This is a genomic window from Flavobacterium coralii (genome assembly GCF_019891545.1).
GTDB lineage: Bacteria > Bacteroidota > Bacteroidia > Flavobacteriales > Flavobacteriaceae > Flavobacterium > Flavobacterium coralii.
The window spans coordinates 1-24,487 of the sequence record NZ_JAHDIU010000006.1 but is presented as its reverse complement, the minus strand read 5'-3'; the positions used below and the strand labels follow the sequence as shown (position 1 = coordinate 24,487).

The window sequence follows — 24,487 nt, the reverse complement described above, 5'->3', positions numbered from 1 at the left end:
CACAGCCCTATCATCGCTGCCATGCGATATTTGTGCTGATCCTAATGACACCGACGGATGCCAGAAAGAAACTAAACAGGTTGACGATTGCTCCCTGTGCTGCTCCCCTTTTCACTCCTGCGGGACTTGCGTGGGATTTATTTTCCCTGTATCTGTAAATATATCTTTAGCCGCAGAATTTATACCTTATCAGGTTTTGGATTCTCACCAGGTTACACAAATATCTTATCATTTTGGCGCTATTTGGCAGCCTCCTAAGATTGCTTAAGTAAATACCGGATTATATTAATCACAATTATTTATTTTAAGCAAAATCACATGAAAAAATACATTTTAATGTGGATGGTTATGCTCATTACCGGCATAGCACATTCACAAAACACTTTCTCAGCAAGAATATTGGACAGTGAAACGAAAGAAGTTCTTGCAGGAGCCAGCGCTTCTATTGATTCGCTTCAGCTGCATTCATCAGCCGATGAGAATGGCCAGGTTACATTAAGTGAAATTCCAGATGGAATTTATAATATTGAATTTTCTTTCTTAGGTTACAATAAGAATATTTTAAAAGTATCTTTTCCCCTTGACACAAATCAGCCGATAGATGTCCTACTAGTAAGCGAGTCAGAGGAACTTGAAGAGGTAGTAATTATCTCCTCGACACGGAGTACAAGGACTATCCAAAACATTCCTACGAGAGTTGAATTTATTTCCGGCGAGGAACTGGATGAGAAGGCGAATATGAAGCCAGGTGATATCAGGCTCCTGTTGAGTGAGAGTACAGGTATACAGACACAGCAAACGTCTGCGACTTCAGCAAACGCTTCGATAAGAATACAGGGTTTAGATGGCAGATATACCCAAATCTTAAAGGACGGTTTCCCATTATATTCTGGGGCGTCCAGCGGTCTTGGCTTACTTCAAACACCTCCGTTAGATCTTAAGCAGGTTGAAATCATTAAAGGGTCTTCATCCACATTATACGGAGGCGGGGCAATTGCAGGGCTTGTGAACTTAATCTCTAAAACACCAACAGATGAAAGAGAACTGCGATTCCACCTTAACGGAACTTCTGCTTTAGGCTTAGATATTAATGGTTTCTACTCACAGCGCTTTGATAAGTTTGGCGTCACTTTATTTGCTTCCCATAACAGGAATGCCCCCTATGATCCCTCAGATACACACTTTACTGCAATACCAAAATTTGAGAGGATCAATATCAACCCGAAAGTTTTTATCTATTTTAGTGAGGACACAAATCTCTATGTTGGTGTAAATACAGCATTTGAGGACAGAATAGGTGGAGACATCGACTATATTAAAGATGACAATGCTGAAGGATATTTTGAGAAAAACAAAACGGACCGCATAAGTACACAGATGAACTTCCAGCATCGCTTTAACGAGAACAGTAGGTTATCGGTTAAAAACAGCTTTAATAATTTTAAGAGAGTAATCACCATTCCAGGATATATATTTGAAGGCGTGCAGAACAGTACATTCTCTGAAATAACCTATTCCCGTAATGGGGAGGTTTCCGACTGGATCGCCGGGCTGAACTTATGGACTGATGATTTTGCCGAGAAGCCAACGTCAGCTTTTCCGGTGCGCGACTATAACCAAACTACCTACGGCCTATTTGTCCAGAATACGGTTAAAGCGTCGGATTGGCTGAGCCTGGAAACAGGAGTGCGAGGTGATTATGTTGCCGAGTATGGTTTTGTTTTCTTACCCAGAATATCCGCACAATTTACAATCACAGATAAAATAACATCACGTCTGGGGGGTGGACTAGGATATAAGGCACCAACAATTTTTACAGAGGAAAGTGAGAGGGTACAGTATCAGAATGTCTTGCCTATTGATAGCGATTTTAATAAATTGGAGAAAAGTTACGGCGCGAATTTTGACATTAACTATAAAACGAGGATTGCTGATGTGGTCTCACTTAATATAAATCAATTGTTTTTTTATACGTATATAAACGATCCGCTAATTCTCCAATCCCTGCCTGATAGCAATCTGCAATTCATCAATTCGGATGGCTTTATCGATACTAAAGGCACCGAAACCAATATTAAGATCGGTTATGAAGATTTCAATTTGTTTGTAGGTTATACGTACACCGATGCCAAAATCAGAGAAGGTGACAATACTATGCAACATCCGCTAACAGCAAAGCATAGGATAAACAATGTGTTGATGTATGAACTGGAAGATAAATGGAAGGTTGGACTGGAAGCCTACTATTATGGTAAGCAGCAACTCAATGACGGGGCAACAGGACAAGATTATTGGATATTTGGGTTTATGGCTGAGAAAATATGGGAGAATTTTTCAGTCTATGTAAACTTCGAAAACTTTACCGATACAAGGCAGACAAGGTTTGATAGTATTTATTCCGGATCGAGGGATAATCCTGTTTTCAAGGATATTTATGCTCCACTGGATGGATTTGTTGTTAATGCAGGGCTAAAGATTTGGTTATAATATGAAAAAGACAAGCTATAAAATCGTTAAGATGGATTGTCCAAGTGAGGAGCAGCTTATCCGTATGAAGCTGGAAGGAATTAATAATATTGCTCATTTGGACTTCAATATTCCAAACAGGACGCTTCACGTCTACCATGAAGGAGATGCTGCAGCAATCACAGAAACTATAGGCACATTAGGGCTGGGCAGTAATATAGAGAGTACAATTGATGGCGTAGTTCTGCCCTTTAAGGGCGACGAGCCATCACAGCGAAAGCTGCTTTGGCAGGTACTAATTATCAACTTTGTACTCTTTGTGGTTGAGATAACAACAGGCTTCATCTCCCATTCAATGGGTCTGGTTGCTGACAGCCTTGACATGCTTGCCGACACTTTGGTTTATTCATTAGCGCTATTTGCTGTAGGGGGTACAACTATGCGGAAAGGAAGGGTCGCCAAATTTAGCGGCTTCCTTCAGCTTGCCCTGGCAATTACCGGATTCGTAGAAGTTATACGTAGGTTTATTGGCCATGGTGAATTCCCCCTATTTAAAACGATGATATTTATCTCGTTGCTTGCGCTTATAGGGAATGCCCTCAGCCTTTATTTATTAGTCAAATCAAAAAGCAAAGAATCTCATATGCAAGCCAGTTTAATATTTACATCAAATGACATAATTGTTAATGTAGGAGTAATACTGGCCGGTGTTTTGGTATATCTTACTAATTCACGTATTCCAGATCTTATTATTGGCGTATTGGTATTCGCTGTCGTAGCGAGGGGCGCAATTAAAATCCTCAGGCTAAAATAACGTATGTAGAATTTATTATTGCTGCATTCCGTTTTCCTCGTAGATAACTTTTGTATCTATGTAGTGAAAATTTTAAACGCTCTATAAATCAAATCATTAGGATAAGGATTTGTGACAAATTCATGGCAAAATTATTTTTATAAATAGCAGCTGTTGTTGTTATAATAAAATATGAAGTAAAGTTCGAGTATAAGTCCCCTCTTGTTCAAACGATGAAAATTTATGGATATATGGTATAAAAAAGCAGTAATTTAATTTTTTTTATACCTTTACAGAACTATGAAAAATGCAAGGCACATCCTTACCATCTTATTCTCAGTTTATTTGCTGGGTCTTATGGTATTGCCTTGCAGTGAGTCGCATGCGATGGAGGCGCGTAAACAACACTCAGCCTCCCACTCCCAGGATAAGCATAGTCATGATACTGCGCTTTGTACACCGTTCTGCGTGTGTGGCAGCTGTGTAACAGCAATTGCGCTTCAAGCCCCGCTTGAATATAAGCTTTTAGAGCCCGAAGCCCTTTTCGATCATCTAATCTCCAATTTCTACCGCTCGGTAGTTTCCGATTTCCATGGCTCCATTTGGCAGCCGCCCCAGTTAGTTTAATGATTTGCCGGCGATGAGCCGGTCCTTACCGCATGCTTATATGCGGCTATTCTTTTGTAAAATCATTAGACTAATGCGAATCAATGTTAGATAAGATCATTCATTTTAGCATCAACAATAAATTTATTGTTGGCTTATTCACCCTGGCACTTGTGGTAGTAGGGTCTATCTCCCTGTACAACCTGCCAATAGATGCCCTGCCTGATATCACGAACAATCAGGTACAAATTATAACAAGCTCACCCACGCTGGCCACTCAGGAAGTCGAGCAGCTCATATCTTACCCTATAGAACAATCGGTCAAATCGATACCTAATGTAGTAGAACTCCGCTCTATTAGCCGTTTTGGGCTTAGCGTGGTTACCGTAGTTTTTGAGGAAGATGTAGATATATATTGGGCCAGGGCACAGATATCAGAGCGTATTAAAGAGGCAGAAGATGTAATTCCCAAAAGCCTCGGAACTCCCGAGATGTCTCCTATCAGTACCGGCCTTGGGGAAATATATCAATATGTTGTTTTCCCTGAAAAAGGGTACGAAAATAAATTTGACGCTACAGAATTGCGTACGATCCAGGACTGGATCATAAAGCCGCAGCTTACAGGTACGCCGGGGGTAGCAGAAGTAAATACCCTTGGAGGGCTGCTCAAGCAATACGAGATTGCAGTACAACCTGACCGCCTTAAGAGCATGAATACAACAGTGGCTGAGATTTTTGAGGCGCTTGAAGCCAATAATGAAAATACCGGAGGAGCCTATATAGATAAAAAACCCTATGCTTACTTTATTAGGGGCATTGGCATGGTGAGCAGCATTGACGACATCAACAAGATCGTTATCAAGAATGTCAATGGCATCCCCATCCTGATACGTGATGTAGCAAAGGTCCAGATCGGAAGCAGCATCCGTTATGGAGCCGTAACAAAAGATGGTAAAGGTGAAGAGGTAAGCGGATTTGTAATGATGCTCAAAGGAGAGAACAGCGGGCAGGTTGTAGAGCGTGTCAAACAAAAAATGGAGCAAATCAAAAAGAGCCTTCCTAAAGGGGTTAAAATTGAACCTTTCATTGACCGGACTGTAATGGTTGACAATGCAATTGGGACAGTACAGACCAACCTGATTGAGGGGGCCCTGATCGTTGTTTTCATACTGGTTCTGCTGCTGGGAAACTGGCGTGCGGGATTGGTCGTTGCTTCTGTTATCCCCCTTGCCCTGCTGTTCGCAATTTCCATGATGAAGCTCTTCGGAGTCAGCGGGAACCTGATGAGCCTCGGGGCGATCGACTTCGGTATCATAGTCGATGGCGCAGTAATTATTGTCGAAGCTATCATTCACAGGCTTGAGGTCAGGAAGAAACAAAAGCTTTCCGCTGCTGAAATGAATGAGGAAGTTTACACCGCAGCTTCCAAAATCCGGAGCAGCGCTGCCTTTGGTGAAATAATCATACTTATTGTTTACCTGCCGATACTGGCCCTGGTCGGTGTCGAAGGGAAAATGTTCGGACCTATGGCGCAAACAGTATCTTTTGCTATCCTGGGTGCCTTCATATTGTCGCTCACTTACGTGCCGATGATGAGCGCTCTGGTACTTAAGAAAGAGACCGGGCATAAACCTAACTACAGCGAGAAGATAATTGCATCGATCTACAATGTATACCGCCCCCTGCTTGACAAAGCCCTTAAAGCTAAAGGCGCTGTTATCGGCCTTTCGGTGGGCTTGTTTGCCATCGCACTGCTGATATTCAACTCGCTTGGCGGCGAATTTATTCCCACGCTGGATGAAGGTGATGTGGCTACGCACCTGATTATTGCCTCAGGCAGTTCCCTTTCACAGGAAATTGAAGCAACCACCAAAGCGGAAAAAATCCTGCGCGCTAAGTTTCCAGAAATTAAGATGATTGTCACCAAGATTGGAAGTGCAGAAATACCTACCGACCCGATGCCTATAGAAGCGGGAGACATGATCATTATACTCAAGGACAAGGATGAATGGACTTCTGCGGAAACAAAAGAAGAGCTGATGGAAAAAATGGAAAAAGCGCTGGAGGAGATCCCGGGCGCCACTACAGAGTTCTCGCAGCCGGTGCAGATGCGCATGAATGAACTGATGACAGGTGTCAGGAGTGATGTAGCAATCAAAATCTTCGGAGAGGATATCGACATGCTGGTCAGCAAAGGCGAAGAGGTGACCGAAATGATAAAAGGCATACCCGGCGTGGCCGATGCAAAAGCCGAGCGTGTTGCAGGGCTCCCGCAGATAACCATCCGGTATAATAAAGATAAGCTGGCACTTTATGGACTGAATGTAGGTGAGCTGAACAGGGTAATCCGTATGGGATTTGCCGGTGAGGCCGCAGGAATTGTGTATGAAGGCGAAAAGCGATTTGACCTGGTCGTGCGATTGGAAGAAGAAAGCAGACAGGATATCAGCAACCTGAAATCGCTCTATGTTACGCTGCCCTCAGGCAGCCAGATTCCGTTAGAGCAGGTAGCCGATATTAAATACGAGGATGGGCCGATGCAGATCAGCAGGGAAGACGGCAGGAGGAGGATTGTGATTGGCTTTAACGTGCGTGGCGCCGATGTGGAGTCCGTCGTAAACAAAATACAGGATAAACTATCCTCTAACCTTAAACTGCCATCAGGATATTACATTACCTACGGTGGGCAGTTTGAGAACCTTGTACAAGCCAATAAGCGCCTGATGATTGCGGTGCCTGCTGCTCTTGCCCTGATATTTGTGCTGCTCTATTTTACTTTCAAATCCATTAAGCAATCCTTGCTCATCTTTACAGCAATCCCACTTTCAGCCATTGGTGGTGTTTTTGCACTTTGGCTACGCAATATGCCTTTCAGTATTTCTGCGGGCGTTGGTTTTATAGCCCTCTTCGGGGTAGCTGTACTGAACGGCATTGTATTGATAGCCTATTTCAACCAACTAAAATCTGAAGGCATGCATGATATTTTTAAACGTATCCACGAAGGTACAAAAGCAAGATTAAGGCCGGTCATACTGACGGCAGCGGTAGCATCGCTGGGCTTCCTGCCGATGGCACTCAGTACGGGAGCAGGCGCCGAAGTTCAAAAACCCCTTGCAACCGTTGTAATAGGAGGGCTTATCACAGCGACATTGCTTACGCTTGTAGTGCTACCGATATTGTACTACTATTTTGAAAGAGGATTTGGCTATAAGCCTAAAATGGGTGGCGCAGCAATCTTGGCGCTGCTCTTTTCTCTGTCGGGCAAAGCACAAACAGCAAAAAGCCTTGATGTGAATGCTGCTATCAGTACTGCTGTCCAAAATAATAAAGGCGTGCAGGCGTCAGTGCTGGATAGCCGGATGCAGTCACAGCTGAAGGGTACAGCATTTGACCTGCCTAAAACAGAAGTTACAGGAACCTTCGGCCAGGTAAATACGGCAGCACATGATAAATATTTTAGTATTTCACAAACCTTCAGCCCTTTCCAGTTCGGTGCGCGCAGGAAACTGCTGAATGAAACAGCTCAGGCTGCTGAATTGAGGGTAGCAGTTACCAGGCAGGAGCTCGCCTACAGGGTACGCCAGTCCTGGAATGCGATGCTTTACTACCAGGAACTCAACAAAATCCTGCAGGAACAGAATTCTTACATGCAGAAATTTGTGCGTGCTGCCGACCTGAAGTTCAGGACAGGAGAAACGGGATCGCTCGAGAACATAACTGCGGTAGCAAAACAGCAGGAACTCCTTCAGAAGATCAGACAGAATGAAGCGATGGTCAAAGTTGAGCATTCCAAAATGCGTATACTTCTGAACCTTGATGATTTTACCGTTAGTGATACAGCCTTTGTGCCGCTGGTTTCCATTACGGTACGTGATACGGCTTCAATAATGCGAAACGCCAATGTACAGCTTGCTTTGCAGGAACTGGAGGTAGCAAAGGCCGGATCGAAAGTGGAGCGCTCTGCCCTGATGCCCGATATAACGGCTGGCTACTTCATTCAGTCCATGCGCGGCATCCAGGATGTGAATGGTTCACCGGTCAGCTATGACGGCTCCTTACAGTTTCAAGGATTCTCTGTAGGTGTCGCTATTCCCATTTTTGCCGGGAGCGGTTCTGCGAGGATGCGGGCTGCTAAAACCAATGTTGAAGTGCAGCAAATGAGTGCGGATTATCTTCAGGCGCAATTGCAGGGCGAGCTGACACAGCAGCTGGAACAACTCTCGACTTTTGAGTCAATGATTAGTTACTACAATTCAACTGCATTGCCTAATGCCAATACTATCGTAAATAATTCAACCAAGGCATATATGAACGGAGATATATCCTACGTGGAATACATGCAGGGTTTAGAAACAGCGCTTGATATACGTACGAATTACATCAATGCGGTGAACAATTACAACCAGGCGGTGATCTACCTTCAATTTCTGTTAAACCAATAATTTTCCCATCATAATGAAAAATATAAAGCTTAAACATGTATTATATATAGTCTTAGGTCTTGCAGCGGTATTTGCCTTCGATTATTTCCTGCTGCGCAACACAATGGAGGGCGATGCCCACAACCACGAGCACGAACAGGAAGGGAAAACGGAGCAAAGCGATGAAAAAGAAACGTCCGCCATCAAGGAAGTAGAGCTTAACGAGGCGCAGTTCAAAGCTTCCTCGATCGAACTCGGGACTTTCTCCATGAAAAACCTCAGTGAGGTTGTTAACGCCAATGGCTATACTAAGCTGCCACCGCAAAACCAGGCTGACGTTTCTGTGCACATGACAGGTATTGTCAAATCCATTAATGTCATTGAAGGCCAGTTTGTCAAAAAAGGTCAGGTGCTGGCAACGCTCGAGAGCCCCGAATTCGCGCAGTTGCAAGAAGCCTACCTGACGTCCAAAAGCAATCTTCAATTTCTTAAGCTGGAATACGAAAGGCAGAAGATACTTAGCGAGGAGAATGTTAATTCCAAAAAGGTTTTCCAGCGTACCAAATCAGATTACGATATTGAGAAAGCACGGCTGGCCTCCCTGGACAGGCAGTTGTCGGTACTTAACCTGAGCAAATCATCGGCAACATCAGTAATGGCGCTAACCTCTCCGCTATCAGGATATGTCACAGAAGTGAATGTGAAACTCGCCAGCAATGCAGAGGTAGGTAAGCCGTTATTTACTATTGTCGATAATTCCAAGCTACATGTTGACCTGCTGGTATATGAGAAGGACCTGCAGAAGGTTAAAGCAGGGCAAAATATCAGGTTTGTACTGACCAATCAGGATAACAGTGAAATCATCGGCAAAGTATTTAATGTAAGCAAATCATTTGAAAATGATACCAAATCGGTTGCCGTCCACGCAGAAATCCTTAATCCTTCAAAATCGCTTATACCCGGCATGTATGTCAATGCACTTATCGATGTAGGCACACGACAGGTCCAGGCGCTGCCGACTGATGCGGTGATAAGGGCCGACGGCAGGGAATATATCTTTGTGCTGGAGGAAGGACATGAAGAGGCTTCCCATGATGAGCAGGAAGGGCACAGCCATGACGACGGTCATGGCCACGACCATGACCATGATGCAACAGAAGGCCACGCTCACGATGACGGGCATGAGCATACGGAGGAGGAAGGCAAAACCTATCATTTCCAACGTGTCGAGGTGAAGACCGGGACAAATCAGTTAGGCTACGTGCAGGTTACAGTTTTACAGGAAATTGATAGCGACGCTAAAATCGTGCTTAAAGGCGCTTATTATATACAAAGCCATTTGCTAAAGAGTGAAGGCGGCGGAGGGCATGAACATTAATAAATAGGTAGATTATGAAATTCTATACCGTAATGCCAAAAGGCCTGGTTCCATTTTACCTGCATGAGCTTACAAGAGCTAAGTTTTTTAGCAGCCATGACATCGCAAGTTGCTGGCTGCATCTGGAGCGTGCACACATTCTCGGTCAAAAATATCCGATTCCGCATACTGTTGTACATTGGCAGATGCTAAAGTTCGGTTTCAGGATAAAAAATGTGAAGGAGATTATTGGTCAACTGCCCCGCTTGCTATTCGGCGGGGTCAAATCTTTTGTAGGGACGGTGCCGGTGGGAAATACAGGTGGAGCAAGCGTCCCCCCACTAAAGTCAATGGCAATCCCCGCAGACATCCAAAAATTATTTGACAAATACACAAACTAAAATGGAAGCAACGAATATTCAAGAAGAAAAGGCTGCATGGAAAGAACATCTACCCCTGCTTATAGCCATAGCGATATTATTTGTAATGCTGGGGCTAGAATATGGAGCAGCATATGAGCCTGAGTTTCCTTTCAATCTTATCATCTACAGTGTAGCCTACCTATTGTCAGGTTACAACGTGTTGTATATGGCATGGCGTAAAGCGAAGCGTTTGGATTTCTTTAATGAGTTCTTTCTAATGAGCGTGGCGACCATAGGTGCCTTTGCCATTGGATCCTATAGCGAGGGCGTGGCGGTGATGGCTTTCTATTCGATTGGAGAGTGGTTTCAGGACAGTGCTGTAAACAGGGCTAAAAGGAGCATCCAGGCCCTGCTGGATGTAAGGCCTGAGGAGGTCACGGTGATACGCGATGGGATACCGGCTCTAATGCACCCAAAGGAGGTATTGGAGGGAGAAGTAATACAGGTAAAGCCTGGTGAAAAAGTTGCCCTTGACGGTGATCTCCTTTCAGAGAAAGCTTCATTCAATACAGCGGCCCTGACAGGTGAAAGCAAGCCTGATACAAAAGCTGCGGGCGAAAAAATTTATGCGGGGATGATCAACCTAAATACAGTAGCTGAAGTAAAAGTTACTGCCTTATTCCAGGACAGCAAACTTAGCAGAATATTGGAAATGGTGCAGGATGCGACGTCCCGCAAATCCCAAACACAGCTCTTTATCAGCCGCTTTGCCAAAGTATACACGCCAATTGTCTTTGCCCTGGCTCTTGCCGTGTGCCTTGTTCCTTCCTTTTTTGTAGAAGATTATGTTTTCAGGGTATGGTTTTACAGGGCTTTGGTATTCCTTGTAATAAGCTGTCCCTGCGCCCTGGTGGTATCCATACCGCTTGGCTATTTTGGGGGTATCGGCCTTGCCTCCCGTAAAGGCATCCTTTTTAAAGGCTCTAACTTCCTGGATGTTATGACAGAGGTTAATGTAGTGGTAATGGACAAAACGGGCACGCTTACTGAAGGTATTTTCAAGGTACAGGAAGTGGCCGCGCAAGGTATTTCGGAGGAAGAACTGCTAGCTACAGCAGCTGCGCTGGAGAGCCAGTCCACGCATCCTATTGGCCTTGCTGTCGTGGAGCACACGGGCAAAGAAAAACTGCAGGGAATTTCAATCTCAGACGTTGAAGAGATTTCCGGGCATGGTCTTAAGGGTACAATTGCAGGAAAAATAGTTCTTGCAGGCAATACCAAACTAATGAAGAAATTCAATATTGAATACCCTAAAGCAGTGGACAGCATAGTGTACACCATTGTCGTAATTGCTATAGACAATAAATATCGTGGACATATTACTATTGCTGACAAAATCAAAGAAGATGCTCCGCAGGCTATCGGGGAGCTGCACCATTTAGGTGTGCAGACAGTAATGCTTTCAGGGGATAAGCAGGCTGTAGTCCAGCAGGTCGCAAAGGAACTTAATATTGATGATGCCTACGGCGATCTATTGCCTGAGGGCAAGGTCGAAAAAGTGCAGCAGCTGAAAGACCAGGGTAAGCGCATTGCATTTGTTGGGGACGGGGTCAATGATGCACCGGTCGTAGCACTTGCCGATGCAGGCATCGCGATGGGTGGCCTTGGCAGTGACGCCACTATTGAAACCGCGGATATTGTAATACAGAATGACCAGCCATCAAAGATAGTTACCGCTATAAAGGTCGGAAAGGTGACCAAACGTATTGTTTGGCAGAACATCGTGCTTGCAATGACAGTTAAAGTCCTGGTACTGGCTTTAGGCGCCGGTGGCGTAGCTAACCTATGGGAGGCAGTTATTGCCGATGTCGGCGTAGCCTTGCTGGCGATATTGAACGCCGTTCGCATCCAAAAGCATAAATTATAAAATCAAATAATATATTTGTAGACAAATTATGGCAACTATGAAATCAATTCTAAGATCTTTCCTGCTAATCTTCACTGTATTGCTTTGTTCTAGCACAGTGTCAGCACAGGAAAAAAAGACAATCCAGACAGCGACAATTAAAACGGCTATCTATTGCGACCATTGCAAGGCTTGCGAAACATGTGGGCCAAAATTCAATCAGGCTCTTTTGAAAGAAAAAGGGGTTCAGATGGTTGTTCTTGATGATAAGGCAATGACTATTAAAGTAACTTACAACTCAAAAAAGACCGATCTTGCTAAAATAAAAACCGCGATAAGCAAGCTTGGCTACGATGCTGATGAAGTAAAAGCGGACCCTGTTGCTTACGATGGCCTAGATGGGTGTTGTAAAAAAGCATAATATTGGTAAAGTACTGTGTCGTTGCACAAAGTCGTATCTTTTCTGTATCTTTGTGTGGTAATTATAACGCTGTTTAAATCAATTTGATAGGCTAACAAGATTTGTGGCAAATTCATGGCAATTCAGTCCCAAAAAATACGATGTCTAGCATTTATGCATGTTTTCGGAGACAGGTTCAAATCCCTTCCCCTCTGCTATCTTTTCAAGGCAAAGCTCTTTCGATTATATTGAGATTTTTAAGCTTAAATTACATTATTGATTCGATCAAATTCTTCGATGGTCTTGTAACCCAAAAATGAATGCCTTCTTTTTTTATTGTACCAATTTTCGATATAATCATCTACTTCGGCTTTCATTTGTTTTCTTGCCATAAGTGTACTTCCATTAAGTAATTCCAACTTAAAAGACCTGAAAAAACTTTCGCAGACCGCATTATCATTATGGTTTTGTTTGCGGCTCATACTCTGCCTGACAAACTTGTGAGCATTTAAAGCCTTACAGAAAATCTTATTTGCATATTGAACCCCTTTATCGGAATGAAAAATCAAATCCTTCGTAATTTTTCTGTTTTTAACCGCCATTTCCCAAGCTGGCAAAGTAGTTTCTTTAGTTGTCATTCCATTACTTAGATTCCATCCAATAATTTTTCTATCAAACAAGTCCATAATAATAGTTAGATATACGAAACCTCTTACCGTTTGGATATATGTGATGTCTGAAACCCATGCCTTGGCGGGCGCATCAACTGTAAATTGTCTGTTTAGAACATTAGGAAATGTATAATGGTTGTGATTTGAATCGGTGGTCGGCTTATACTTCCTCTTGGTTTTACAACGTAGGCCAAGCATTCTCATATAACTGGTAACCTGCGCACTCTGTATCTTAAATCCCCGCTTGTGAAGCTCTTTTGTAATTTTTCTGCATCCATAAGTTTGCTTATGTTCATTAAATATGGAGACAATCTCTTGTTTGAGTAAAATTATTCGGGATTCTGTATCTGATAATTCCTGTTTCTTCCTGCGGTAATAGGTAGTTCTCGACACGCCCAATACAGTACACATTTTTAAAATTGAAAATTTACCTTTATTTTCTTCAATGAATTGTTTGGTTGCTATTTTTCCCTGAGTAACAGATCCGGTGCCTCGCTTTAAAATTTCCAGAGCAACTTCTGAGTCTTTAATTTTATTTTCGAGTTCAGTAATTACAGATTGGTTGGGTGTTAATTTTAAATAACCTGTCCCGCAGAAACTTCCTGTCCCATATTTTTCAAAATCCTGCCGCCATCTGTTCAGGCAACTTGGTGTAATTCCGAGTTCTCGTTCAATAACGACAATTTGTCCCTTGCCTCGTTCATAACTTAATTTAACAGCATACTCCTTAAAAGCACGGTCATATTTTTTTATCATCTGAAAGGTGTTGATTTATACCCTATAAGTTTATTTGGAGCAATTTCTGGGGGAGGCTATCAATGCTTCTTCAATTTGTTTTTTTGTCACAGGATCGTCTGATTGTACAAGTTCAGACTTAAGGGAGGTAAAAAAGTTCCTTGGTATAGCATTATCTAAATAGTTTCCCTTCCGGCTCATACTGCGCTTAATACATTTATATGAGGCTAGTTTACGGGTAAATGCTTTATTCGCATACTGTGGTCCTCTGTCTGAATGGAATAGTAGTTCTTTCTCTATTGTACGACCCTGAACGGCCATTTCCCAAGCTGGCATCGACGTTTCTTTTATAGTTAGTCTGTCGCTGAGGCTCCATCCAATAATGTTCCGGTCATATAAGTCCATGATAATTGTTAGGAATAAAAGTCCTGTTACTGTTTGAATGCTCGTTATAGCCGAGACCCAAACCTGATCAGGTTTTTCAGCGTTAAATTGCCGGTTTAGAATGTTAGGAAAAATACAGGGATTGTAAGGAATAAATGGTGAACTATACTTGGATTTATTGCTGGTGCTTAGCTTACTCACAAGGCCTAATTTTTTCATGTAAAAGGTAACCTGAGCCGGTGATAATTTAATGCCCCGGCTTTTTAATTCTTCCGAAATTCTTATATTGCCATAGCGCTGTTTGTACTCATAAAATATTGCAGTTACTTCTTGTTCCAATAAAAGACTCTGTCGTTGCCTTGGAGATTTTGCCTGGCTTTTCCATTTATGATAGGTTCCTGTCAATATTCCTAATGCTTTACACATTTTCCATAATGGGTATCTGTCCAGATTGTCCTCAATAAAGTGGAAGATCATAGGTTTCCCCGCAGCGATATGCTTATTTGCGTTCTTAAAAATTTCAATTTGAAGTTTCAATTCTTCCAGTTTTTTTTTAAGGTCGAAAATTCTTTTTTGCTCGGGGTTTTTAAAATAACCACTTCCGCAAAAACTTCCCGTTCCAAATTCTTGGAGTTCCTTTTGCCAACTGTATATATTTGAAGATGGTATACCTAACTCTTTTGAAACTTTATGGAGACCTCTTTCAACGCCTAATTTGACGGCGTTAAATTTAAAATTACGGTCGTAAATTTTACGTTTTTTCATGATTAACCCTCAATTTCTGCTCTTAAGTGTTTGGTATTGATCTAAGAATTGTTGACTATATGTCGATATAAACTATAAATTCTTAGCTATGTAAAAAATATGGTAAATAAATAATCGGAAAGTTTGCTTGGAATTAGGTGGTAGTGAAATTTAGCATGAAGTGTCTAAGTGAACCAATCGTACTATGTTCGGACTCATAGTAATCGGCGTGAAGGGAATGGTGCTTTAATGCGAGAGATTCGGAATCCCTATAATCCTTTGTAAGCAATGAATTAATGCCTATCACAATATCTGCCGTTGCACCCTCCAGGATATAACCGATAATACTGCCATCAGAGTATTTGCCCGAAACGAAGTTATCTATTCCTGTTTCGATATACCTTCTTTTTAGAGCGGAGTCGCTAACCTTAAGATTTTTAGCCTCGAAAAAATAGTCATATTCGTACTCGGAAATAAAGGAGGTCAGGCGAAAGTCGATTCTTGGAAAGGTAGCTGAAAAACCTTTTATCTTGGTTCTATCGTCGGGCAGGTGAGCTTCTACATTGGTTGAGATCTTCCATTTCACCCTTAATGGGTTTTTCTTCATACGCTCATGTAATTCTGAGGAAATATCGTTCTCGTTCCAATCCAACTGGATAGCCTTAGCCGTAATCGAGGTGTGATAGGCATCAACTAAAAGCTGAAAACATCTACCGTGGAAAGCATTTTTGAAGCCTTTGTAAATTTCTGTGTCTAATGCCATCCTAATTTCCATTTAATATTTCCAGAATTAATTCGGATGCATCTTCGACTGCCATTGACTGTGACCAGAACCTACGTTGGTTTGGTCGGATAATATATATGTCCTTTCCGTTTTTATAGTTAAGCTTTTTGCGGAAATATATGTTGGTGCCTTTTTGTTCCCATAAAAAACTATCCAGTGTTCGAAGCTCATCATGGACATTTTCTTGAGAGAGAATCTCTTCTTTTATTCTCTTTTCAAATGTAAGTTTGATAACCATCAGTGGTGTATACCTCCCTATGTTGAATAAAGTTACATTGGCAAATAGGTGTTGCCCTTCCAGAAATTCATTTATTTCTGAACTTAAGATAGTTGAATATGCAGTAATTTGTTCATTTAAAACGGGATTCAGTGCAACTGATTTTTCCTGTTTTGTAAAAAGGTCAAATGACAGGTTGATAAAATCTTTTACCAGACGTCTCTCCATGAGGTCAATTTCATAGAGCTCATAGATATATTGATTTATTTGTTCTTCCAAGATACTATAATCAACAGTCAGGATTGAAGAAAGGATCAAAGTTTCTATTTCCTTGTGGAGTGTTACAATTCTACGGACAATCTGCTCATTCAGTATTACCGGAAATTTGTAAACTTCATTCGGTTTGATTCGCTCACGCTCTATCCCCCAACTATTGGAAATCAATAAAAGGAAATAGGTTGCCAGTTCTGAATTTAGTATGGCAGAAAGAAACCGGAGTAGGTCTGAATCATTGGATTTCAGTCCCAAAACTGTACTGTTGAAAGCTACTTTCGCATCAATGAAACTGCTACAGAGTTTATTATGCAAAAAGCCTTCCTTAATCAATAGCATAGGTCCGCTATACACCTGCTTCTTTCCTAATCGTCGAAATACGTTAATTGTGGGCAAGTCCTGCACGTATTCCACGTCATAATGCTTTAGGTATGTTTCTATGGTTTTTTTATCCTTTAGAAGAGAGTTAATACCTGAGAAACTAGAAGGGCTTGTCGTATACCGATTGATTCTTTCAGGTCTTATAAACAAGAGTTCTGCTATCTCATTGTCAACAAGAGGCCTGACAGTCGATTTGTTTAGAGGTTGAAGCCCTACACCGAACGCCAAATGATTCTGCTTTATATATTTACCAATATTAAGGCTATTTGTCAAAAGCCTGTCTATAAGTACTACATCAGAAGAAGTTCCGTACATGGCTACTTTCCATATTTTGGTATCATCCTTTTGGCATTCTTTACGCGGTAGAAATTTCAAATCGGTAAAGTCAATGCTGAGTCCTTCAATAATATTTGACTTAATGTAGGTCTTAGGGGCATAGTAAGCTATTTTATCAATAGCATCTACGGGAGTTTCTTTTTGATAATATACTATGCTAATCGGGCCAGTAGCATCTCCAAAGAGTTGTCCGCCAAAGTTCTTTTTTGCATTACGCAATATTGAAAAATTATATACTTTTTCAACGTAGCAATCATTAAATAGCCATCTTCTAAAATTTTGATAAGTCGAACCTGTGTTAGTTAAGACTTTTGTGTTGAAAATAAGTGCAATTTTCCCTTTTGGAGCCAAAGTTGCTGCCTTGTGTAGAAATGGCAATACCATTTCTTTTGCGAATCCGTGCTGATCGCAATAGGTTCTTATAGACTCCGATGTAATATCAGTACCGAAAGGCGGATTACCTACCACTAGGTCAAATTCGATTGCTTCAATCTCTTGGTTGGATTTAATCGTGTCCCTACAGAACAGATTGTTCCCCTGTTGCCCTAAGGTAGGGTCCTCGGGATTGTTGATCAGATACGGAAGCCTATAATTTTTACTTTGCCAAATTGTCTTCGGGTTTAGGTTATCCACAAGGGCAAGGTAGAGACTGAAGGCTGCCACCTTTATGGCTTGTGGGTGTAGCTCAATCCCGAAAATATGTTCGGTCAGTAATTTTTTCAGTTCGTTGAAGTCGGTCAGCTTTTGTTTATGGCTGTTTTCATAGCGCTTTACAAGACGCTTAAAGCTTTCGACCAAAAAAATGCCCGATCCGCATGTTGGGTCAAGGATCTTCAGATTATAATCCGTCTCGCCGTTGTTTACAGGCAGCTGCTCGTTGAGGATGAACTCCACAAGCGCTGGGGGCGTATAATATGTTCCCGTTTCCTTTTTCAGTTCCGGATCGGTCTTGAAAAGGAAATTCTCGTAAATCTCGCTCAAAAGCTCAATCTGAATGATGCTGAAATCAAATATACGCCAGTCCTCGAAGAGATTTACTTGAGGTGTGTTATCGTTGCCGCTGATAAAGCATTTTTTAATTAGCTGTAAGTGTTCGACCGTTATGATCTCGTTCTCGGAGATGGTAAACACGTTTCCATTGAAATGGTCTTCGAGCCTTTGGAAAAGGGTATATGTAGACGTAGTATCTTCCAGAATGTCGAAAAACGACTTTGCCCCAGCCTTTATATTGGAATAAAAATTTTCATCGGTGGCTTCTCGGTCTTCTAAGTATAAAAGGAAAAGGGATCGCAGGATCAGTCGATGAATCAAGTTGATTTCGAGTCCTAGTTCCTCCAGTTGTTTAGACGTGTTGATGAGGCTTTCCACCAAATATTTATCTACCCGCTTTTGCAGATTGATTTTCTTTCGGACAAATTCGGCTTCTTCAAGGGTCCATATTATTCCCGAATCTACTGCCACCGTTGAGAAAAGCATATTTAACTCCTTAAGCCTTTCCTTGTCGGAAAAACGGTATCTTGTTATCTCGATTTTTTGCAGTTCCTTATCTTCATCGAAGTTTTCACGAGTGATGACCAGGGGCTTTTCAGAGCAGTTATAGATGCGCAGTTCCAGGTCTGAATATACATATAAGAAAAAAACTTTTTTATAGTTCCATATCTTGCGCTGGATATCCGCGACATCCCGCAAAGTTTCAGACTCAAAGGAAATTACTTTTTTTAGAAATATTGCAGGGAAACTGTTACCGGTATTATCGGTGTTGAAATACACTGAATCTATATTAAATCCTTGAACTTGGTCAAGGATAATAGACTGGCTTTCGGAAAGTTCTTTACGTTCCGAATTGATTGAAACAGCCCGATCTAGGCCTATAGACCTTACGATTTCCCTACTGGTCATCCTTGCGGTTACTTTGAAGTATTATTCCCCATTTTACAAAAATAATGTTTTAAATATTAAAAAACGACTCGATTTCTGAAATTAATATTGCTTACAGGGATTGTCTTGGCAAAGGATTATGACCGAGGCAAGTCCTAAAAATTCCTCATCATAATGATATGATTCCAGCATACAAAATCTAGTTTATACCGGCCAATTTTATTCTGATTTTACTACCTTTGCCAGTAGTTCTTTGTACTGAAATCAAGTTGCCTTCTTGCAGATGGCATTTAAGATACAATGCTAGATTTTTTTAAAGTTTGTGGTGCATTCGTGGTGCAGTAAGCTTTGAAAGTTGGAAAGCCCAATATATACTAGCCGTACAGAGATAGGTTCGAATCCCTTCCTCTCTGCTTCTGTAATCCTTATGAAATTGAATGTCAATTTTATAAGGATTTTTTTATTTATTTGTTATTGGGGAGAAGGAAGATTAGCGATAGCGTCGAAATGGCAAAGAGTATCAGCAGATTAATAATTTATTGGAAGAACTTACGATAAATATTTTGTACTTCAGGAGTAAAAAAACATTTTATATTGAATAAATGAAAGAGATGTTGTCTTCAATCTGTTTATAGCTATAATGTCATGTATTTTTACAATAAAAAAATGACATTCTTTAAGTGATAGATATTGATTATTATCCAAACGAACAATCGTTTTCTGCAGGTATTGGACAGCTAACTATGACAATGACAAAAAAAGATAGAAAACCTGTGCCTATATATTACAGAGAAAAAGATAGATAAATATACATACTTTTTACTCCTTTCACTTATATAAAACCAAAAGATGATCAAAAATTTTATTTTTATATTGATGGCGTTTATTCTATTAGTTTCTTGCGACACCAGCTTAAAGCAAACTTTGTTAAATCAGGAGGATTCTGAATATTGGTGCTTTTATGATTCTTTGGAAGGATATTATGGAATTTATTTTAAGTTTAAAAAAGACGGTTTATATGATCGTTACTATATTGACGAGGATGGGAAGGTCGAACTTAGAAATAAGGATGGTGATTTATATTACAATAGAGAATGGAACTTAAGGGATAATGATAGTGTGATGGTACTAAATTACAACGTGATGGATGTTGTATCTTACAATGAGAATGTAATTGTTTTAAGCAATAATGATAAATACATTTTTTTATTGAAGGAAAATGCGACCAACCGTAGAAAAGGTGAAAAGTATTACCACAACAAACGCTTGTCGAATCCTGATGTATATGTTAAATAATTCATCATAATTCAGTAGTTTGAGAAGTAACGCTCGCAGATAAAAATAATTCTTACGGTAATTATATTGAGCTACTATAAATAATCTATAAACTCGCCTTTTGAATACAACGATAAAGAGGCCTGCAATAAATATTTTGTATTTTAAGAGGTGAGAAACATTTAATACTAAATAAATGAAAGAGATAATGTCTTTACTTTGTTTAATAGCTATAATGTCATGTGATTTCACAAATCAGCAAAATGACAATCTTTCAGTAATAGATGTTGAGTATAATCCAAATGAACAATCGTTTTCTGCGGGTATCATTAAATTAAAATTAATAGATAAAAAGCAGCTATTGTATCACAGCCTGCAGAATAAAGTATTGAAACAAATTTTATATTATGCTATTCCGGATAAAGACCGTAATAATTTCATTCCCATAGATTATTTTGAGAAAAAAGGAGATATAATTGTGATAGGCAGCTCAACACATTACTTTAAGTCACCACAACACAAGAAAAATTTATTAAGTGTAAATGAGGTTACTGACTTTTTAAAAACTAAACCAATTGGTTTGGTTTTCAGTAGTGATACTCTTATAATAGATTATGATCACTGAGAAACATGATACATTGAAGAGTCAACATATAACATTCACTTGATATTATGAAAATATTTACTTTCAAAACCAGATTATCTGTCAAGATCAGGAAAATTGAAAAAGAATTTAACACTGTTACAAAACAACAAATTCATAATAAAGAGCACATTTCCATATTAAGGTATGGTGCTTATGACGTTGATCCAAAATATTTGGTAATTTGGATAATCACGCAATCTGATAAAGTGAGAGATGATTTAAAGAATAATGAAGTATTAAAAAAATTACTACGAGTAAAATTTTATTATGTTGATTATCCGGAATGCTCTATTAATGATGTAAAAATAGGATTTGAATCAGAAGAAACTATAAAAAGAGAATCTGGTGGCGATTGGTATCTTCATTTTAAATAGTATAAAATATTTAACAGTACATTTATTATGGATTAGATATTAGTATTAATAATATGTATACAAGTGGATAGCGTGAAAATAAATATATCCCTACAATCGGTTTTTTTATAAGTAATAATAAACATATAATTTCGCTAGACTATAGTAAGTTCAAAGATGCCGCAAAGAGAATGAACAAACATGAATATAAACCTTATAAAAATGAGACAATTTATATTTCTTATATTATGTTGTATAAGTCTTATGTCGTGTAAAACTTATATAGATATTCGTCAATCTAGCCATTTTACGGATTCCTACAAATTTCATTTCTATAATGACTTTAATGAATTCTATTATTATTCAAAGGTTTATGGTACTTCGGGGAAAGCCATTTATTATCCTAACCACTTCAAAATTAAGCTGCCTAAAAAGATTATAACATGGGGAGCTTCGGATAACAATTTCTTTTTTGAATATAATTCTAAACAAATCATCTGGATAAAATCGGCTCATGAAAACTCTAAAGAAGAGAAAAATTGGATGATTTATGATTATTGTTGTGATAATATTGATAAGGATAGACATTTTCTCTGGTATTGGGAAGAAAGGAGATACAATTCAAAATATTTATCTTTAAAAAATACAAATAGAGTAAGTAAGAAGTATTCTAATGGAAAAATAGACATTATTTTATTCAATATAAAAGAAGAAAATATAACAGAATATCTCGAACTGGTAAAAAGTTTAAAATTAATTACATACGAAAAAAACGGTAATGGTTCAAATTAGTTGATAGTTAATAAAAGGTGCTTTTTTCGTTGATTTTCAATAAATTAAAATTTAAATAGAATTTGAAAGAGGTGTACTTAATTGTATACTTTTTTTATTTTCAATAAGCATATTGAATACCTGCCGTTTGGCGAAACATTTGTTTATGAACACTTAAACTATATTAACAACCCGTTTAAATATAATGGTAAAGAGTTTGATGAAGAGACAGGCAATTATTATTACAGCGCCCGCTATTACGACCCAAAATTTAGTATATTTATATCTGTTGACCCACTTGTTGAGCATACAATGGATGCATCAGGTGTTCCAAGAACTATGTTTAGGCCTACTGATGGTATGAAGTATTGGCTAGGACAATAAAAGAACTACGTACAAATGAGTAATCATAATTGTAGAGTTTGTGGACTATATATTGACGATTTGCCTTGGGGTGAAGACGGTCATTGCCCTACGTATGAAATTTGCCCTTGTTGTGGTGTAGAGTTTGGAAACGAAGATTACACAATCGAAGCAGTAAAACGATATAGGGAAAAATGGATAAATAAAGGTGCAAATTGGTTTGAGCCAAAGGAAAAGCCCGAAAAATGGGATATGCAAGAGCAGTTTAAAAATATTCCACAAGAATTTGCATAAATCAAAAAGCCCAAGTATTCTGTTTGGCGTTTTTTTACATCGAAGAAATCTTGCTTGCTTTAATAAAATGGTCAACGGTAGTGAGCAGGCATTCCTTTCCTTTTCGGAGAGCGTTTTATATAATAAATCTTAGCATAGCAGGATCTTTAAAAAGGTCGGCTTGTTCGTTTTCGCTCAACATTGCAGGATATAGAACCTTGGCCAGTTTTGGTAGCTTTGAAAAATCAAAAAATATTTTCTATGGCAAGATAGAACAACAAGCAGGTAATTATTATTACGGCACCCGCTATTACGACCCTAAATTTAGTATATTTATATCGGTTGACCCACTTGTTGAGATACAATGGATGCTTACGGGGATGATATGACGAACTTTTTAGTTAATAGAGCAAAAGGCTCAGGTATGGCACAGGGTCAATTTTTAGACAATCAAAAAGCGGCTCAATTTATTTTAGATAATGTAGGAAAAACAGCTAATGGAGCTGTGAATATTCCTATACCTAATGGCTTTCCTGCAAGAATTATTATGCCTGACGGCGCGTTCAAAGCTGCAACAAATATATGTTTAGTACCAGGTGGTGGCGGGGTTAAAACAGCTTATCCATTAATTCCTTAAATGCTATTACTATGATTTTAAGAAAGGAAATAATAGAGCAATTAAGCAAGGAGTTGTCATTGCCCTATATGGGTTTTGAACAGGATTGGGATGTGGAATTGGCAGATAAAAATAGAGTTGATGAATTTATTTCTTTTTATAATGATAATGATTTGTCTGCTGAAATGAAATATGCTATAATGTCCATTATACTTGCTTCTTATGATGATTTTTTAAATGATAAAGAATTAGACAGAGATTATAGATGGTATGAAATTGAAAAAATATTAAAGTCAGAAAAAGAAGTTTTTAGAGACTTGATAGAGTATTGGACTATTGATTCCGAAGTAGAGAATGCATTTTGGATTACGCCCTTGATAAGAGAAGCAAAAGTCACCGATTAAGTGGCTTTGAAAAATCAAAAAATATTTTCTATGGCAAGGGAGGACAACAAGCAGGTAAATCAGTTTACACTTATACACAAAATGGGGTTGTCAAAGGAGCAGGTTATGCGACAATGACACCTGCTGAAATGATTGCTAAATATGGTCTAAAGTAAAAACAATGAAATTATTAAGTGACGGTAAAATAAATGAAGACGGTATAATTTCCAGTAATGAATTGATTACTGAGAAAGAAGGGTATGAAGCAATGTTGTATATGCTTAAAGCGTATTTGGAAGCAACAGGCTCAAATGACTTGACAGATATTTTAAGTGGTGGCGAATATTGGTTAGAAGTAAATAAACCTGCTGATAGTGCCTTTTGGGAATATTGGTTGGAAGCGGTTGATAAAGTTAAAAAAGAAGGACCGCCACCTTTAAAAGAACTACATTAAATAATAACGTCAGGCTTACAGCTTGGCGTTTTTTTTTACATCGAAGAAATCTTGCTTGCTTTAATAAAGTGGTCAACAGTAGTGAGTAGGCATTCCTTTTCTTTTTTCGGGGAGCGTTTTATATACTAAATTTTAGCATAGCAGGATCTTTAAAAAGGTCGGCTTGTTCGTTTTCGCCCAACATTGCAGGATATAGAACCTTTGCCAGTTTTGGTAGCTTTGAAAAATCAAAAAATATTTTCTATGGCAAGGGAGGACAACAAGCAGGTAATTTTTATTACAGCGTCCGTTACTACTACCCTAATTTAGTATATTTATATTGGTTGACCCGCTTGCTTACGGGAGACGCTTACGGGTATTGTTATCAGCATCTTATAAATTTAATATATCCTACTGGAATGAGTGCGAATCCTCCTCAAGGTAATCTGGATCTTCCTGATGGAACTGTACCAAATCATTCAGAATCCATACCTTCCTATTGATAAGATAAAATAAAAAAAGGGGCTGTCTCAAAAGGGTAGCCCCTTTTTCATTTTATAATTTTGGATGTTGATGTTTATCATACTTTGGATTTTTTCCAAACTATTTTCGCTATAAAAAAAGGCTATATTTTTGAAGAAGCTAAAAGAGCCCTGTCAT

At 39.4% G+C, this 24,487-nt stretch carries 21 protein-coding genes; 17 read left to right on the top strand and 4 right to left on the bottom strand.

Features of this window, described 5'->3' with window-relative positions:
* The first annotated feature begins 318 nt into the window (after positions 1–318).
* The 8 genes from KJK34_RS10165 to KJK34_RS10135 all read left to right on the top strand — a co-directional run bounded on the left by KJK34_RS10165 (position 319) and on the right by KJK34_RS10135 (position 12,332).
* Entirely contained in the window at positions 319–2,487 is a 2,169-nt protein-coding gene (locus KJK34_RS10165; RefSeq protein WP_223053773.1) for a TonB-dependent receptor, read from the top strand.
* Between the two features lies 1 nt (position 2,488).
* A complete protein-coding gene (locus tag KJK34_RS10160; RefSeq protein WP_223053772.1) occupies positions 2,489–3,280 on the top strand; it encodes a cation efflux transmembrane domain-containing protein in 792 nt (263 codons plus the stop codon).
* A 279-nt stretch (positions 3,281–3,559) separates the two neighbouring features.
* A complete protein-coding gene (locus tag KJK34_RS15395) occupies positions 3,560–3,886 on the top strand; it encodes a DUF6660 family protein (RefSeq protein ID WP_369075505.1) in 327 nt (108 codons plus the stop codon).
* 83 nt (positions 3,887–3,969) lie between these two features.
* Positions 3,970–8,307 (top strand): CusA/CzcA family heavy metal efflux RND transporter, encoded by a 4,338-nt coding sequence (locus KJK34_RS10155; protein WP_223053771.1) that lies wholly within the window; start codon positions 3,970–3,972, stop codon positions 8,305–8,307.
* Between the two features lie 247 nt (positions 8,308–8,554).
* Positions 8,555–9,664 (top strand): efflux RND transporter periplasmic adaptor subunit, encoded by a 1,110-nt coding sequence (locus KJK34_RS10150; RefSeq protein WP_236937630.1) that lies wholly within the window; start codon positions 8,555–8,557, stop codon positions 9,662–9,664.
* A 14-nt stretch (positions 9,665–9,678) separates the two neighbouring features.
* Positions 9,679–10,044 carry a DUF3703 domain-containing protein gene (locus KJK34_RS10145; protein ID WP_223053770.1) on the top strand — a complete coding sequence of 122 codons (366 nt, stop codon included), beginning with the start codon at positions 9,679–9,681 and terminating at the stop codon, positions 10,042–10,044.
* A 1-nt stretch (position 10,045) separates the two neighbouring features.
* Positions 10,046–11,932 carry a heavy metal translocating P-type ATPase gene (locus KJK34_RS10140; protein ID WP_223053769.1) on the top strand — a complete coding sequence of 629 codons (1,887 nt, stop codon included), beginning with the start codon at positions 10,046–10,048 and terminating at the stop codon, positions 11,930–11,932.
* Positions 11,933–11,969: 37 nt separating this feature from the next.
* Positions 11,970–12,332: a heavy-metal-associated domain-containing protein gene (locus tag KJK34_RS10135; RefSeq protein ID WP_223053768.1), complete on the top strand. Its 363-nt coding sequence runs from the start codon at positions 11,970–11,972 to the stop codon at positions 12,330–12,332.
* A 242-nt stretch (positions 12,333–12,574) separates the two neighbouring features.
* On the opposite strand, the gene KJK34_RS10130 is transcribed toward KJK34_RS10135, so the two are convergent.
* The 4 genes from KJK34_RS10130 to KJK34_RS10115 form a co-directional block, all read right to left on the bottom strand.
* A complete protein-coding gene (locus KJK34_RS10130; protein ID WP_223053767.1) occupies positions 12,575–13,738 on the bottom strand; it encodes an IS3 family transposase in 1,164 nt (387 codons plus the stop codon).
* Between the two features lie 30 nt (positions 13,739–13,768).
* Positions 13,769–14,866, bottom strand: a complete 1,098-nt coding sequence (locus KJK34_RS10125; RefSeq protein ID WP_223053766.1) for an IS3 family transposase — start codon at positions 14,864–14,866, stop codon at positions 13,769–13,771.
* Positions 14,867–14,999: 133 nt separating this feature from the next.
* On the bottom strand, positions 15,000–15,608 hold the full coding sequence (locus tag KJK34_RS10120) for a hypothetical protein (protein WP_223053765.1): 609 nt from the start codon (positions 15,606–15,608) through the stop codon (positions 15,000–15,002).
* A 1-nt stretch (position 15,609) separates the two neighbouring features.
* The gene (locus KJK34_RS10115; RefSeq protein WP_223053764.1) at positions 15,610–18,735 is read right to left on the bottom strand and encodes an N-6 DNA methylase; all 3,126 of its coding nucleotides are present in this window, start codon (positions 18,733–18,735) and stop codon (positions 15,610–15,612) included.
* A gap of 828 nt (positions 18,736–19,563) precedes the next feature.
* On the opposite strand from KJK34_RS10115, the gene KJK34_RS10110 reads away from it, so the two are divergent.
* The 9 genes from KJK34_RS10110 (at position 19,564) to KJK34_RS10070 (ending at position 23,848) form a co-directional block, all read left to right on the top strand.
* Positions 19,564–20,010 carry a hypothetical protein gene (locus KJK34_RS10110; protein ID WP_223053763.1) on the top strand — a complete coding sequence of 149 codons (447 nt, stop codon included), beginning with the start codon at positions 19,564–19,566 and terminating at the stop codon, positions 20,008–20,010.
* 175 nt (positions 20,011–20,185) lie between these two features.
* A complete protein-coding gene (locus tag KJK34_RS10105) occupies positions 20,186–20,614 on the top strand; it encodes a hypothetical protein (RefSeq protein ID WP_223053762.1) in 429 nt (142 codons plus the stop codon).
* A 47-nt stretch (positions 20,615–20,661) separates the two neighbouring features.
* Positions 20,662–21,009, top strand: coding sequence for a hypothetical protein (locus KJK34_RS10100; protein ID WP_223053761.1), 348 nt, complete (start codon positions 20,662–20,664; stop codon positions 21,007–21,009).
* A 201-nt stretch (positions 21,010–21,210) separates the two neighbouring features.
* A complete protein-coding gene (locus KJK34_RS10095) occupies positions 21,211–21,780 on the top strand; it encodes a hypothetical protein (protein WP_223053760.1) in 570 nt (189 codons plus the stop codon).
* A gap of 81 nt (positions 21,781–21,861) precedes the next feature.
* A complete protein-coding gene (locus tag KJK34_RS10090; protein WP_223053759.1) occupies positions 21,862–22,143 on the top strand; it encodes an RHS repeat-associated core domain-containing protein in 282 nt (93 codons plus the stop codon).
* A 15-nt stretch (positions 22,144–22,158) separates the two neighbouring features.
* The gene (locus KJK34_RS10085; protein ID WP_223053758.1) at positions 22,159–22,416 is read left to right on the top strand and encodes a hypothetical protein; all 258 of its coding nucleotides are present in this window, start codon (positions 22,159–22,161) and stop codon (positions 22,414–22,416) included.
* 364 nt (positions 22,417–22,780) lie between these two features.
* Positions 22,781–23,032 carry a hypothetical protein gene (locus KJK34_RS10080; RefSeq protein ID WP_223053757.1) on the top strand — a complete coding sequence of 84 codons (252 nt, stop codon included), beginning with the start codon at positions 22,781–22,783 and terminating at the stop codon, positions 23,030–23,032.
* Positions 23,033–23,043: 11 nt separating this feature from the next.
* On the top strand, positions 23,044–23,415 hold the full coding sequence (locus tag KJK34_RS10075; RefSeq protein WP_223053756.1) for a hypothetical protein: 372 nt from the start codon (positions 23,044–23,046) through the stop codon (positions 23,413–23,415).
* Between the two features lie 160 nt (positions 23,416–23,575).
* On the top strand, positions 23,576–23,848 hold the full coding sequence (locus tag KJK34_RS10070) for a hypothetical protein (RefSeq protein ID WP_223053755.1): 273 nt from the start codon (positions 23,576–23,578) through the stop codon (positions 23,846–23,848).
* The last annotated feature ends 639 nt before the right edge of the window (positions 23,849–24,487 follow it).

Bases quoted from the DNA above. Each gene is read 5' to 3' on its own strand.
- KJK34_RS10085 (WP_223053758.1), top strand. From the start codon at position 22,159: ATGAGTAATCATAATTGTAGAGTTTGTGGACTATATATTGACGATTTG.
- KJK34_RS10115 (WP_223053764.1), bottom strand. From the start codon at position 18,735: ATGACCAGTAGGGAAATCGTAAGGTCTATAGGCCTAGATCGGGCTGTT.
- KJK34_RS10105 (WP_223053762.1), top strand. From the start codon at position 20,186: ATGAAAGAGATAATGTCTTTACTTTGTTTAATAGCTATAATGTCATGT.
- KJK34_RS10150 (WP_236937630.1), top strand. From the start codon at position 8,555: ATGAAAAACCTCAGTGAGGTTGTTAACGCCAATGGCTATACTAAGCTG.
- KJK34_RS10070 (WP_223053755.1), top strand. From the start codon at position 23,576: ATGAAATTATTAAGTGACGGTAAAATAAATGAAGACGGTATAATTTCC.
- KJK34_RS10135 (WP_223053768.1), top strand. From the start codon at position 11,970: ATGAAATCAATTCTAAGATCTTTCCTGCTAATCTTCACTGTATTGCTT.
- KJK34_RS10140 (WP_223053769.1), top strand. From the start codon at position 10,046: ATGGAAGCAACGAATATTCAAGAAGAAAAGGCTGCATGGAAAGAACAT.
- KJK34_RS10080 (WP_223053757.1), top strand. From the start codon at position 22,781: ATGACGAACTTTTTAGTTAATAGAGCAAAAGGCTCAGGTATGGCACAG.
- KJK34_RS10145 (WP_223053770.1), top strand. From the start codon at position 9,679: ATGAAATTCTATACCGTAATGCCAAAAGGCCTGGTTCCATTTTACCTG.
- KJK34_RS10120 (WP_223053765.1), bottom strand. From the start codon at position 15,608: ATGGCATTAGACACAGAAATTTACAAAGGCTTCAAAAATGCTTTCCAC.
- KJK34_RS10100 (WP_223053761.1), top strand. From the start codon at position 20,662: ATGAAAATATTTACTTTCAAAACCAGATTATCTGTCAAGATCAGGAAA.
- KJK34_RS10095 (WP_223053760.1), top strand. From the start codon at position 21,211: ATGAGACAATTTATATTTCTTATATTATGTTGTATAAGTCTTATGTCG.
- KJK34_RS10075 (WP_223053756.1), top strand. From the start codon at position 23,044: ATGATTTTAAGAAAGGAAATAATAGAGCAATTAAGCAAGGAGTTGTCA.
- KJK34_RS10125 (WP_223053766.1), bottom strand. From the start codon at position 14,866: ATGAAAAAACGTAAAATTTACGACCGTAATTTTAAATTTAACGCCGTC.
- KJK34_RS10160 (WP_223053772.1), top strand. From the start codon at position 2,489: ATGAAAAAGACAAGCTATAAAATCGTTAAGATGGATTGTCCAAGTGAG.
- KJK34_RS10130 (WP_223053767.1), bottom strand. From the start codon at position 13,738: ATGATAAAAAAATATGACCGTGCTTTTAAGGAGTATGCTGTTAAATTA.
- KJK34_RS10155 (WP_223053771.1), top strand. From the start codon at position 3,970: ATGTTAGATAAGATCATTCATTTTAGCATCAACAATAAATTTATTGTT.
- KJK34_RS10110 (WP_223053763.1), top strand. From the start codon at position 19,564: ATGATCAAAAATTTTATTTTTATATTGATGGCGTTTATTCTATTAGTT.
- KJK34_RS15395 (WP_369075505.1), top strand. From the start codon at position 3,560: ATGAAAAATGCAAGGCACATCCTTACCATCTTATTCTCAGTTTATTTG.
- KJK34_RS10165 (WP_223053773.1), top strand. From the start codon at position 319: ATGAAAAAATACATTTTAATGTGGATGGTTATGCTCATTACCGGCATA.